The sequence below is a fragment of the Bradyrhizobium sp. B124 genome (genome assembly GCF_038967635.1).
Lineage (GTDB): Bacteria > Pseudomonadota > Alphaproteobacteria > Rhizobiales > Xanthobacteraceae > Bradyrhizobium.
Map to the genome: position 1 here is coordinate 2,150,306 of NZ_CP152413.1, position 12,326 is coordinate 2,162,631.

Here is a 12,326-nt window from a genome sequence, read left to right on the forward strand (position 1 = left end):
AGGCTCCGGCGGGACACCCCGCCGAAGCCTGTCGCGTTCGTCCGCAGCGCGCGGCCTGAGACCTCAGAAGAAGCCGAGCTTCTTGGGGCTGTAGCTGACCAGGATGTTCTTGGTCTGCTGGTAGTGGTCGAGCATCATCTTGTGCGTCTCACGGCCGATGCCCGATTGCTTGTAGCCGCCGAACGCCGCGTGCGCCGGATAGGCGTGATAGCAATTGGTCCACACCCGGCCGGCCTGGATGGCGCGGCCGAACCGGTAGCAGCGATTGGCATCGCGGCTCCAGATGCCGGCACCGAGACCGTAGAGGGTGTCGTTGGCGATCGAGAGCGCTTCGTCGTCGGTCTTGAAGGTGGTCACGGACACGACCGGTCCAAAGATCTCCTCCTGGAAGATGCGCATCTTGTTGTGGCCCTTGAAGACGGTCGGCTTGACGTAATAGCCGCCCGACAGCCCGCCGCCGAGATTGTTGCGCTCGCCGCCGATCAGGACCTGCGCGCCCTCCTTCTTGCCGATGTCGATGTAGGAGAGAATCTTCTCCAGTTGCTCGGAAGATGCCTGCGCGCCGATCATCGTGGTCGGATCGAGCGGGCTGCCTTGCGTGATCGCCTCGACGCGCTTCAGCGCGCGTTCCATGAAGCGATCGTAGATCGACTCCTGGATCAGCGCGCGGCTCGGGCAGGTGCAGACCTCGCCCTGATTGAGCGCGAACATCACGAAGCCTTCGACCGCCTTGTCGAAGAAATCATCGTCCTCGGCGCAAACATCGCTGAAGAAGATGTTGGGCGACTTGCCGCCGAGTTCGAGCGTCACCGGGATCAGGTTCTGCGATGCATATTGCATGATCAGCCGGCCCGTCGTGGTCTCGCCGGTGAAGGCGATCTTGGCGATCCGGTTTGACGACGCCAGCGGCTTACCGGCCTCGAGGCCGAAGCCGTTGACGACGTTCAGCACGCCCTTCGGCAGGAGGTCGCCGACCAGTTCGAGCCACACCAGGATCGAGGCCGGCGTCTGCTCGGCGGGCTTGAGCACGACGCAATTGCCGGCGGCAAGCGCGGGCGCCAGCTTCCAGGTCGCCATCAGGATCGGGAAATTCCAGGGAATGATCTGGCCGACCACTCCGAGCGGCTCGTGGAAGTGATAGGCCACCGTGTCATGGTCGATTTCTGAGATCGAACCCTCCTGGCCACGAACCACGCCGGCAAAGTAGCGGAAGTGATCGATCGCCAGCGGAATGTCGGCGGCCGTCGTTTCGCGGATCGGCTTGCCGTTGTCCCACGTCTCGGCGGTGGCGAGCTTGTCGAGATTGGCCTCCATCCGGTCGGCGATCCTGTTGAGGATGAGCGCGCGCTCGGCCGCGCTGGTCTTGCCCCAGGCGTCCTTGGCCGCGTGCGCGGCATCGAGCGCCGCCTCGATATCCGCAGCGTCCGAGCGCGGGATTTCGCAGATCGGCAACCCGGTGACCGGCGAGATGTTGTCGAAATATTTTCCGGAGCGAGGTTCGCGCCATTCGCCCCCAATGAAATTGCCGTAGCGCTTGGCGAACGGCGCCTTGAGCACGGACTGCATGTCCACCTTGTTCATGTGTTCCTCCGTTGGCACGCCGATGCACACAGCGTTGGCTCCAACGGTCGGTCAAATCATGCGCGCAGAACAGGGACCCGCGTCAGGCGCCGACGGGAACTGTCGCAAATCTGAGACAGAGTGCGCCGCCAATCGGCGGCGGCGCGACATCGCCTGGGGGCTGGACCCGGCTCCCGGCGGAAACGCCCTAACGATGCAAGCCAAGCAGCTTCAGCTTGCGGTGCAGTGTCGCGCGGGACATGTCGAGGTCCTTGGCAGCCCTGGACGCGTTGCCGCCGGCCCGCGCCAGCGCGCGCTGCAGCACCGCGCGTTCCGCGGCAACGAGGCCGCCATCATCGCGGGTCTCGCCGATCAGATCGGCGGCCGGCAGCGGCCGCGCCAGCGACGCCGCCGTGAGGCCGAGCGCACGGCGCGCGGCACGCGTCGCACCGACCACGAGGTCGTCGCGATCGACCGCTAGCAGCGAATTCACGGCGCGCTCGCTTCTCGGTGTCAGGAGAATTCGTGCGTCGGGAAACGCCCGGCGGAAGTTCTCGGCTTCGATCGCGCGCGCGGCATCGGTGACCGTGGTCGCGATCAGACGGGAGAATCCGCCTGTCAGGTCGGCCCGACAGGAGGAGACGTCGAGCGCGGCGGCCAGTTCACCGTGCTCGTCGAAGACCGGCGCAGTGGTGCAGAACAGGGCGGAATTGCGCGTGAAGAAATGCTGCTCGCGATCGATCGACAGCGGCCGCTTCTCGACGATGCAGGTGCCGATGCCGTTGGTCCCCTCATGCTTCTCGCTCCAGACCGCACCGGTCCAGAGCCCCCATGCGTCGAACGTCGCGTCATCCGCGTTTGCGCCGCGCCGGTCGACGACAACGCCGTCGCGGTCGGCGAGCAGCACCGAACAACCGACCCCGCCCACGGCAAGGAACAGCCGGTCGAGCGTGCGCTGGGCGACCGCCAGGAATTCGCCGAGACGCTGCTGCGCGGCGGCGACGTCAGCCTGCTGGAGACGATACGAAGGCAGGCGGCTCGCCGGATCGAGCGCGTGCAGATGACCGGAACGACGCCACGACGCCGACAGGTCGGAGGGCGCTCCGCCTCCGGCCAGCACGTCGAGAACCTTGTCCGTATGCATGACACCTGGCGACCGGCTCATGCTTCCCTCCCTGCTCCGCGGGCTCTGTGACCCTCGGGAGCGCGGCGTTGTTGGCCCTGGCACCCCTATATTTTGCAGAATATAGCGTGCCCCGAGGGCTTTCAAGGGAAGGCCTCATTGCGGCGCTTCCGGAACCGGTGTATCCTCCCAAGCCACCTGCCCTGAGGCAAGCCGCGCACGGGTGTCAGTCGCCGCGGCATCAATCGACCGCCGTCCCCGTTCTCTCGATCCGCGCCCCTCCCATTGGGCGATCGCGGCCGGCACATGAAGACGTTCGTGTTGTCGAAAAAGCCGTGGTCCGGAAGGACCGCGCTACTGGATCCGCGCGAGCACCGCGAGGCGGCGGATGCCCTTGTTGCGGTAGGCGTCGAGGAACGCGTAATAGTCCTTGAACGAGACGCAACCGTTGGAGTCGCCGTTCGGGCCGAGCATGAAGGTGTGCGCGAGCAGGCCGTCGCGGTTGAAGATCTTGCCTTCGCCGCCGATCGGATTGAGCCGCAGCGCCGGCACGCCGTGGAACAGCGCCTCGCGCGGCTTGAGCTCGTAGATGTGCGGCGGCGTCACGCCGACCATCTTCATATGCGAGGACCTGGGATCGTCGAGCCGGGAGCCGAGGCCGGAATGCGCCTCGAGCCGCGTGCCGTCGGGCAAATACACGGTCTTGGCCGAGATGTCGTAGACCGCGGTCTGGCGGTCATAGGGCGGCGAGCCGCCGAGCATCGGGTTCTGGTCCAGCGTCGAGGGAATGCTGCCGGTGACATTGGCGTCGGCGGAGGCGAAGGAGAGCAGCCCGCCGCTCGACTCGCGCTTGCCCCACAGCTTCTCGACCATGGTCTGCCGCTCGCTCGATGCGATCGACAGCACCGCGGCCTTGGCGCGCGCGGCCATGTCACGGACGCCACCGGATTTCGTCGCCTGCTTGGCCTCGGGCGCCTTCTCGGCCGCCTTCGACTCAACCGTCGCGGAGGGATCGTTGAGCGCCACCTTCAGATTGGCGGCGGCTTGCTTCTTGGCGGTCTCGACCGATTTCGGCGCCGGCAACGGCTTCGATGTCTCGGCGAGCTCTGCCGTCGCCACCGCCCTCGCCGCGACGGCGACCTTGGGTTCAGCGGCCTGCTTGATCGGGTCGATCTGCGGTGCGGCGTCGGCCACGACGCTGGACGCGACGCCCTCGGGCGCGGCGGCCGCAAACCGATCGTTAAACATAAGTGACGGTGTCGGGGCTTCCGACTTCGCGACCTCGGTCTTGGCGGGCGCCGCCGGCGCGGGCGTCAGGGACGCGAACACCTCGTTGAACGCGGGTGCGGGCCGCGCGGCGACCGCGACGGGCCGCTTCACCACCGGCGCGTCAAACGACGCATTGCCGACCGACGGATAGACGCTCGCCGCAAAGATGTTGGCATAGACGGTCCAGGCGCAGCCAAGCACCAGCCCCGCCACCGCGGCGCTGCCGAGGAAATGCTGTGGGAGGATTTTTCGGGAGGATTTCTTGCGGCTTGGCGCCCCAAGAACATACGCACTCGCACTCGTACCCATACGCCCGGCGCTCAAAACAGGTCCACCTTTGTCCCTCACTCGACGCATCGTCGAACGGTGTTCGGCTCAACGTCGCGCGGGGGCACAGACGGCCATTAAGGCGACTTTTAGTTAAATGCGACTTAACCGGATGCGATCCCCTGCAGCGCGGGAAGTGCCTGTGGCGTAGGGCTTTTTTAAGATGGCATTGGACCGCCAAAACGGCTTTTTTGTCCCATGATGGGACATTCCGGCACGCGGTTCCGCTACCGCATGCCGAGATAAATCCTAGGGAGAATTTCCTTGCCGACGGCCCCGTAATCGAGCGGGGATCGAGCAAAAACCATCTCTCAATAGCTGAGCTTCGGATACCAGTCTGCGCCGCGCCCCTCGCGCGTGGTGTCGAGCACGGTCCAGAGCGGATCCATGTCCGGCGCGCCGCGCGGGTCCTGGCCGGGGTCGACCGTGCCGGCTCCCATTTCGCCGGCCCAGAAATGCCGGATCACGCCGCTCTGGCGGGTGAAGACATTGTAGCCCGGCACGTCGCTGTCATCCTTGCTGACATAGTCACGCGTGTAATCGCCCGACGCATCCGAATAGACCTTGTGACGCGTCCAGCCGCGCGCCTTCTTCGCCTCGATCAGCCGCGCGATCGGCGAGCGTGCCACGAACACGAACGACACGCGCTGCTCGATGTCAGGCAGCTTCTCCTCCCACGTGCCCATGAACGATGTGCACATCGGACACGGCTTCTCGCGCTGCGGACCGAACATGTAGCTGTAGATGATGAGCGTCTGCTTGTTGCCGAACAGATCGGCGAGCGAGGCCGCGCCGGACTCACCCGTGAACTCATACGCCCTGGTCACCTCGCCGCCCGGCGGCAAGGCGCGGCGCAGCTCGGCGACGCGCGCGATGTACCGGCGCAGCTCGATCTCCTCGACGAGCAGTGCCTGGCGCGCCCGACGATATTCGGCGCTCTCATTGGGAAAGCGCCTGGCGTTGGTGTTGGCGAGTTCGCCGGCGGGCTTGAGGACGGAACTGATCATGGTTGGAACCTCGCGTGGTTGACGGGCTCCCTGGAAGACGAACCGGAACCGGTCGATCCGACATCAACGACGACGATTTACTGCAGTTCCGGCGGCGGCGAACGGTCGAAGACCTCGCCCTTTGCGCCGTCCAGCAGATCGAGCGCGTAAGTCTCGATCACCAGCGGCCCGCGCATGCGCTTGGCCTCGGCGACGGTTTCGACATGGGCGAAATTGTCGCGCACCGAGGCCGGCATCGCCTGCTCGACCTCATGCACATACAGCAGCTTGCCGGACAGCTGCGCCGGGCTCGGCTCGGGCATGTTGACCCAGCGAATGCGCTGGCCTTGTTGTGCGACGCAGGTGCCCTTGGGGAGATAGAAGGCAAGCCAGCCGGTGGTGCCGTAGTCCGGCGACAGCACACAGCTCGCGCCGGAGCGCGCGCGCACCGCCTCGATCTCGCCCGCGAGCTCCTGCCAGCCGACACCGACGCTACGCACGGTGGCGTCGCGGCGGTAACCCGAGAGCCAACCGGTGTTGGCCTGCACGATCAGCAGCGCGAACAACACGACGCCTGTCGGCGCAGCCCAGCGGCGGCAGAAATCGATCGTGCGCTGCTCGCGCGGCGCCCACTGCACCTGGATCGCCGCGACCGCGGCCGCCACCGCAAAGGCCGGATAGACCGGCGCGAACCAGTTGGCCTCGACCCGCGCATGCAGCGCGTGCCAGGTGAAGTAGACCACGATGGTCCAGAACATCGTGTTGACCAGCACGCGCGCGGGCATCGCGCCGGCGCGGCGCCGGTAGAGCGCGTAAAGGCCCATCACACCGAGGATGAAGACCAATGGCGTCGCGAACGCAAACTGCGTCGGGATCAGCTCGGCAATGTAGTTCGGCCGGAAGTCCTCGATCCGGGCGCGGCCCATCTGCTTGATGAACGACACCCAGTGGTGATCGGCATTCCAGAGCACGACCGGCGCAAACAGTCCGGCCGCAACCAGGCCGCCGAGATAGAGCCAAGGCGAGAGATACCAGCGCCGCAGCTTCGGCACGACAGCAAGCCAGATCAGGATCGCGGGTCCGAAGAACAGCGCCGTGTATTTCGACAGCAGCGCCAGGCCTGCGCTGACGCCGACCGCGAGCCACCAGGCGCCGCGGCCGCTCTCCAGCACCTTTGCGAGCGAATACAGCAGGAAGCTCGCCGCAACCAGCAGCGGCGCATCCGGCGTCACGATCAGCGTACCGACGGCGGCCATCAGCGTGACATTGAGCAGGATCGTTGCGCTGGCGGCGATGCGCTGGCCGCCGAACAGGATCTCGGCCGCCCGATAGATCGCCCAGCTCATCGGCAAGGCGAGCAGGATCGACACCAGCCGCACGCCGAACGGCGTATCGCCCGCGATCATGGTGCCGAGCCGGATCACGATCGCGACCATCGGCGGATGGTCGTAATAGCCGCCGGCGAGCGCCTTCGACCACATCCAGTAATAGGCTTCGTCGAAGGTCAGCGGCGTCCATGCGGCGGCGGCCAGCCGCAACACGACCAGCGCGCACACCGCAAGAGCGGTGTTCCGGGCCAGCCGCGCCTCGTTCGCGTTCATGCCACCGTCATCGCTTGCGCCAGACGAACAGCCCGGACATCGCGTAGTTCCACACCACGCCCATCAGCGCGCCGGCCGCGCCCGCAAGCCACCAGATCGGCTCCTGGTCGTAGACCGAGAACGCGACGCCGACATTGGCAAGCAGACCGACGCTGCAGACCAGATAGAACAGCAGCAGGCCGCGCAGGATGCCGAAGCCCTTCAGCCGCTGGTCGCGATAGGTCAGGAAATTGTTGAGGATGAAGTTGCTGGTCATGGCGACGATCGCGCCGGCGGCCTGCGCCTCCGGGAACGGCGCCTTGAACAGTTCCAGCGCGATGAACAACACGCTGAGATGCACCAGCAGGCCGAGCCCGCCGACCGCTGCGAACAAAATGAAGCGCAGCGAGATCACGTCGTTGGTCAGCTTCGCCAGCACCAGGCCAAGGAAGTCGAGCGCGACCATCGAGTCAAGCTTGCTCTCGCCATGCTGGCGGGCACCGAATGTGTAGGGAATCTCGACCGCGCGCAGCTTGCCCTCCGCCGTCGCCACGACATCGAGCAGGATCTTGAAGCCCTGGGTCGACAGCTGCGGCGCGAGCTGCTCGAAACGGTCGCGGCGGATCATGAAGAAGCCGCTCATGGGATCGGCGATCTCGACCTTCAACGAGCGCCGCGCGATCTCGGTGGCAAAGGCGCTGGCGCCGGCGCGCTGCTTGTTGAAGCCTTCGGTCTTGTAGCCCTCGATATAGCGGCTGCCGACCACGAGTTCGGCCTCGCCGCTCTGCAGCAGTGCGACCATCTTCGGGAGCTGGGTTTCGTCATGCTGGAGATCGGCGTCCATGACCGCGGCATAGGGCGCGCTCGACGCCAGGATGCCCTCGATGCAGGCGCCGGACAGGCCGCGCCGGCCGATCCGGCGGATACAGCGCACCCGGGAATCCTTCCGCGCCAGCGCGCGCACCACGTCCCAGGTCCCGTCGGGCGAATTGTCATCGACGAAGATGACCTCCCAGGAGACGTCCTTCAGGGTCGCGTCGAGCCGGCGGTACAGCACCGTGACATTGTCGCGTTCGTTGAAGGTCGGGACGACCACCGAAAGCTGCGGCAAACTTGCTGCTTGCGAGGCGGTTTCGGGGGCTAGCTTGATGGCGTCATTCATGAGCGCCAGCGTATAGCCGCAGCCTCCCCCGCTGCCAAGGCGGGCCGGCCCAAACGCGGTCTCGGGAAGCGGGAAAACGGGGCAAAATAGCCCTAAAAATGCCAACGACCACGAACAAGGGGCGCGCGTACATCCGGCGCAGCCAAACAATGTCGTGGTCGTCCCGGCGCCGGAGCCCTTAAGCTGCAACGTCGCCGTTATGAGCTAGATAAGTAACCCCCATGCGATCCGCAAGGGGCGGTCTGCAAATGGGTCTTGGCGCTAGTTGTTGGGGACTTCCCGGATCACCGGGCCGCGTGGCACCGGGGCCGCCGGTGCGGCCTCGGCGGCGGGCGCCGCCTGCGGCTGCACGGCTGCGGGCTTGGTCGGGTTACGGAGCTGGCTTGGCGACGGCCCATAGATGAACGCCGCCGCGAGCGCCACGGCCGCGACCACTGCGCCCAGGAAGCCTGCCGTCGATTGTGACCTCATGCCGATCAATCCCCTCGCCTCCGCGGATTGATATCAAAAATCGGCCGGCCGCAACAGGATTCGGGAACCTATTTCGCCGCGGCCCTGCGGCGGGTAAAGGCGGTCACGATGTCCTTCTGCGCCAGCTCGATCGCGCGGTTGGCCGTCGTCAGGTTGGCGTCGGCATCCTGCTTGGGAAACTGCAGCGACAGGAAGTCGATCAGCGACACCCGAAAATTCTGCCGCTCCGAGGGACAGACATTGGCGATCAGCGAGCTGAACTCCTGGTCCGACATCGCCTTGTTGCTGTCGCGGGGATATTCGCGGGCGAGACAATTCCAGTAGGCGTCGCGACCGGTGATCGCGAGCTTGTGCGCATCGTCGACCTCGTCGGCCATTGCAGCGGACGATACGGCAGCGGAGGACGTGATCAGGAGGGCGGCCGCAACCAGCATGCGCATGTGTTGTTCTCCATTTTGGCGCATCGTAGCGAAGAGCGACAGCGACGATAAGCACCCGCGCGGCAATCTGGCAAACTGGCCAATCACGATTATTTTGACTACTCTCGATCCCTGTTCCCCTCCTCGCGATGAGTGCAGTCGTGGCCAAAGCTCCCACCAAGGCGACCAAGACAGAGACCAAGACAGACGCAGGCAACATCTATATCGGCATCGGCGGCTGGACTTTCGAGCCGTGGCGCGGGGTGTTCTATCCCGAGAAGCTGACGCAGGCGAAGGAGCTGTCCTACGCCGCCTCGAAGCTGACCTCGATCGAGATCAACGGCACCTATTACGGATCGCAGAAGCCGGAGAGCTTTCGCAAATGGGCCAGCGAAGTCCCTGATGGATTCATCTTCTCGCTGAAAGGGCCGCGCTTTGCCACCAACCGCCGCGTGCTCGCCGAAGCCGGCGATTCGGTGAAGCGGTTCTATGATTCGGGCGTGCTGGAGCTGAAGGACCGGCTCGGGCCGGTGCTCTGGCAGTTTGCGCCGACCAAGAAGTTCGACGGCGCTGATTTCGGAAAATTCCTCGAGCTGTTGCCGCGCAAGCTCGACGGGCGCGCGCTGCGCCACGTCGTCGAGGTGCGTCACGACAGCTTTTGCGTACCCGAATTCATCGCCCTCATTCGCGAGCACCAGGTGCCGGTGGTGTTCGCCGAGCACGGCAAGTATCCGGCGATTGCCGACGTCGCGAGCGACTTCGTCTATGCCCGGTTGCAGAAGGGCAATGACGAACTGAAGACCTGCTATCCGCCGAAGCAGCTCGACGCCTGGGCCAGGCGGTTTCAGGACTGGGCCGGCGGCAGCGAGCCGGACGATCTGCCGCGGGTCGACAAATCAGCGCCGAAGAAGACGCCGCGCGACGTGTTCGCCTATGTGATCCACGAGGGCAAGATCCGCGCGCCCGCGGGCGCGATGGAATTGATCGAACGGGTGAAGTGAGGGATAGCTGATGGCGAAGGCGAAAAAGCTGTTCACCATCGGCTACGAGCAGACGCCGTCCAAGGCCGTGCTCGACGAGCTCCAGCACGCCGGCGTCAAGCTGCTGGTCGACGTCCGCGCGGTGGCCTCCTCGCGCCGCCCCGGCTTCTCCAAGAGCCAGCTCGCCGCAGGCCTCGACGAGCGCGGCATCGGCTACGTCCATCTCCGCGGCCTCAGCACGCCGAAGAGCGGCCGGGAGGCGGCGCGCAGCGGGCAATATGGCCTGCTGCACAAGATCTATTCGGCGCACCTGAAGACGGTGCAGGCCAAGGAAGAGCTCGACGAGCTGTCGGCGCTGGTGAAGAAATCCGGTCCGGTCTGCATCCTCTGCTACGAGCGCGACCACGAACATTGTCACCGCCGCTGGATCGCCGAGATCATCGAGGAGCGCGACGGCGTCAAGATCGACAATCTCGTGGCGCCGCAGGTCTAGCCTTTTCCCTCCAGGCGCAACGTCCCCTGCATCATCTGCACACAGGCCCCGCCGACATGCGCGGATAGGACTGCGCCATTCTGCTTGCGCACGCGGGTCAGCAGCAGGCTCGGCCGGCCCATGTCAAAACCCTGGCCGACCGTCAGCTTCAGGTCGGCGTCGCGCAACGGATCGAGCGTGGCAAGCAGCGCGGCCGCGGCGACCGTGGCGCTGCCGGTCGCCGGATCCTCGATCAGGCCGCTCGATCCCGGAAAGAACATCCGTGCCTGCAGATCGCACGGCGCCTCCGCGACGGGGACGTCGCGGGTGTAGAAGTACGCGGAGAATGCTCCGTCACGGGGGAAGAAACGGGCGAACGCCGCCGCATCCGGTTTTGCCCGCCGCACCGCATCGCGCGATGCGACCTCAAAGACCAGGAACGGCGTTCCGACGCCGACCACCTGCGGTGCCTGGCGATCCGTCCTGACGTCGTCTGCCGTGAGCGAGATCAGGCTCGCGACCTCGCCGGAAGAGAACTGCGCCAGGCGCGACAGCGGCTGTGGCGCGGTCAGCTCAGCGGCGACGACCCTGCCGCCCTCGCGCGCGATATCGACCGGGACCAACCCCGCTTTCTCCTCGAAGATCAGACGCGGCTTCGGCTCCTTCGCAAGCTGTGCCAGCACGAAGGCGGTGCCGACATTGGGATGCCCGGCAAACGGCAGTTCTCTGACCGGCGTGAAGATGCGAACCTGGGCGTCGTTGGCCTTGTCCTGCGGCGGCAGCACGAAGGTCGTCTCGGAATAGTTGAACTCGGTCGCGATCGCCTGCATCTCTTCGCTCGACAGCCCTTCGGCGTCGAGCACCACGGCGAGCGGGTTGCCGCCGAAGGCGCGATCGGTGAAAACGTCGACGGTGATATAGCGGCGCTGCATCTTGCGTGTCCTTGTGCCGGTCATTCCGATGGCGCCATCGTAGCACAGCAGCAACGACGCCCTTCAGAGCACTCGGTACAATCGCGCTCCTTGTTTGAGCATGATCTTCTCGGAAAACCGCTTCACACTTTTCCGGATCATGCTTTAGAAGCGAAACAACTCGCGCGGTGACGCGAGCACACGCGCGCGCTCGTCGGCGTCGGTGACGAGCTCATCGAGGAATTTGCGGTTCGTCGCGTAGCTCTGCGTCGCCTCGAATTGGGTGTGCGGCCAGTCGCTGCCCCACAGCAGCCGGTCGACGCCGAAAGCCTGACGCAGCAGCGGATAGGCCTGCTTGGCGAACGCCTCACCGGCCGCGCCGTTACGATAGGGCGCCGAAATCTTCACCCAGACGTTTCGCGTCGCGCCAAGCTCGAGCACCGACTGGAATCCGGGATCGTCGATGCCGAGTTTTGGATCGGGCAAGGCGAAGTGATCGAGCACGACTTTCACGCCCTGGTCGAGCAGGTTTGGCGCGAGCGTCGCGAGATCGGCGGCGCTGCGCTGGATCTCGACCTGCCAGTCGAATGTCCTGATCTGTGCCAGCATTGCCGTCCACTCCGGCGACGAAAGATCAGGCAGCTTCTGGCCGACCAGATTGAGACGGATGCCGGCGACGCCGGCGCGATCGAGCGCGCGTAGCTCGTCGGCGGCAACGGCAACGTCGACGACGGCGATGCCGCGCAGGCGGCCGTTGGTCGCCTTCAGGCATTCGGCGAGATAAGAATTGTCGGTGCCGAGAAAGCTCGGCTGCACCAACACGCCGTTGGTGATGCCGTTCTGGTCGAGCTGCTGCAGATAGAGCGCGAGCGGCGCGTCGTAGTCAGGCGCATAGCGCCGGCCGGGCGCGAGCTTCAGTCCGCGATGGAAGACGTGGGCGTGGGTATCGATCGCGAGTTGTTTCGGCACCTCAGCCCTCAATCCGCCTGCCGACAGTGCGGCAACCACTCCCGCGGCAAACCGGCGCCGCGTCAACCCATGTTCGTACGATGTCATGATCATTCCT

The 12,326-nt window shown here is 65.5% G+C and carries 12 protein-coding genes; 2 read left to right on the plus strand and 10 right to left on the minus strand.

Annotated features, from left to right (window positions below; genetic code table 11):
* Positions 1-63: 63 nt before the first annotated feature.
* From adh to AAFG13_RS10395, 8 genes are all read right to left on the minus strand, one after another.
* The gene (gene adh, locus AAFG13_RS10360) at positions 64-1,581 is read right to left on the minus strand and encodes an aldehyde dehydrogenase (protein ID WP_212309919.1); all 1,518 of its coding nucleotides are present in this window, start codon (positions 1,579-1,581) and stop codon (positions 64-66) included.
* A 187-nt stretch (positions 1,582-1,768) separates the two neighbouring features.
* Positions 1,769-2,725: a GAF domain-containing protein gene (locus tag AAFG13_RS10365; protein WP_342711949.1), complete on the minus strand. Its 957-nt coding sequence runs from the start codon at positions 2,723-2,725 to the stop codon at positions 1,769-1,771.
* Between the two features lie 312 nt (positions 2,726-3,037).
* Positions 3,038-4,261, minus strand: coding sequence for a tlde1 domain-containing protein (locus AAFG13_RS10370; RefSeq protein ID WP_249131602.1), 1,224 nt, complete (start codon positions 4,259-4,261; stop codon positions 3,038-3,040).
* A 329-nt stretch (positions 4,262-4,590) separates the two neighbouring features.
* Entirely contained in the window at positions 4,591-5,286 is a 696-nt protein-coding gene (locus AAFG13_RS10375) for a DUF899 family protein (protein ID WP_342711950.1), read from the minus strand.
* A 77-nt stretch (positions 5,287-5,363) separates the two neighbouring features.
* Positions 5,364-6,866, minus strand: coding sequence for a glycosyltransferase family 39 protein (locus tag AAFG13_RS10380; RefSeq protein WP_342711951.1), 1,503 nt, complete (start codon positions 6,864-6,866; stop codon positions 5,364-5,366).
* Between the two features lie 7 nt (positions 6,867-6,873).
* Entirely contained in the window at positions 6,874-8,007 is a 1,134-nt protein-coding gene (locus AAFG13_RS10385) for a glycosyltransferase family 2 protein (protein WP_212309923.1), read from the minus strand.
* Between the two features lie 261 nt (positions 8,008-8,268).
* Positions 8,269-8,478 carry a hypothetical protein gene (locus AAFG13_RS10390; protein WP_212309924.1) on the minus strand — a complete coding sequence of 70 codons (210 nt, stop codon included), beginning with the start codon at positions 8,476-8,478 and terminating at the stop codon, positions 8,269-8,271.
* Positions 8,479-8,546: 68 nt separating this feature from the next.
* Positions 8,547-8,918, minus strand: coding sequence for a hypothetical protein (locus AAFG13_RS10395; RefSeq protein WP_212309925.1), 372 nt, complete (start codon positions 8,916-8,918; stop codon positions 8,547-8,549).
* A 128-nt stretch (positions 8,919-9,046) separates the two neighbouring features.
* On the opposite strand from AAFG13_RS10395, the gene AAFG13_RS10400 reads away from it, so the two are divergent.
* Positions 9,047-9,898, plus strand: a complete 852-nt coding sequence (locus tag AAFG13_RS10400) for a DUF72 domain-containing protein (protein ID WP_212309926.1) — start codon at positions 9,047-9,049, stop codon at positions 9,896-9,898.
* A gap of 10 nt (positions 9,899-9,908) precedes the next feature.
* Complete coding sequence (locus AAFG13_RS10405; protein ID WP_342711952.1) at positions 9,909-10,370, plus strand: DUF488 domain-containing protein; 462 nt, start codon at positions 9,909-9,911, stop codon at positions 10,368-10,370.
* Here AAFG13_RS10405 and AAFG13_RS10410 read toward each other — a convergent pair.
* On the minus strand, positions 10,367-11,281 hold the full coding sequence (locus AAFG13_RS10410) for a PhzF family phenazine biosynthesis protein (RefSeq protein WP_342711953.1): 915 nt from the start codon (positions 11,279-11,281) through the stop codon (positions 10,367-10,369). The two genes, AAFG13_RS10405 and AAFG13_RS10410, sit on opposite strands and share 4 nt — an antisense overlap.
* Before the next feature lie 144 nt (positions 11,282-11,425).
* Positions 11,426-12,316, minus strand: a complete 891-nt coding sequence (locus tag AAFG13_RS10415; protein WP_212309928.1) for an amidohydrolase family protein — start codon at positions 12,314-12,316, stop codon at positions 11,426-11,428.
* Positions 12,317-12,326 lie beyond the last annotated feature (10 nt).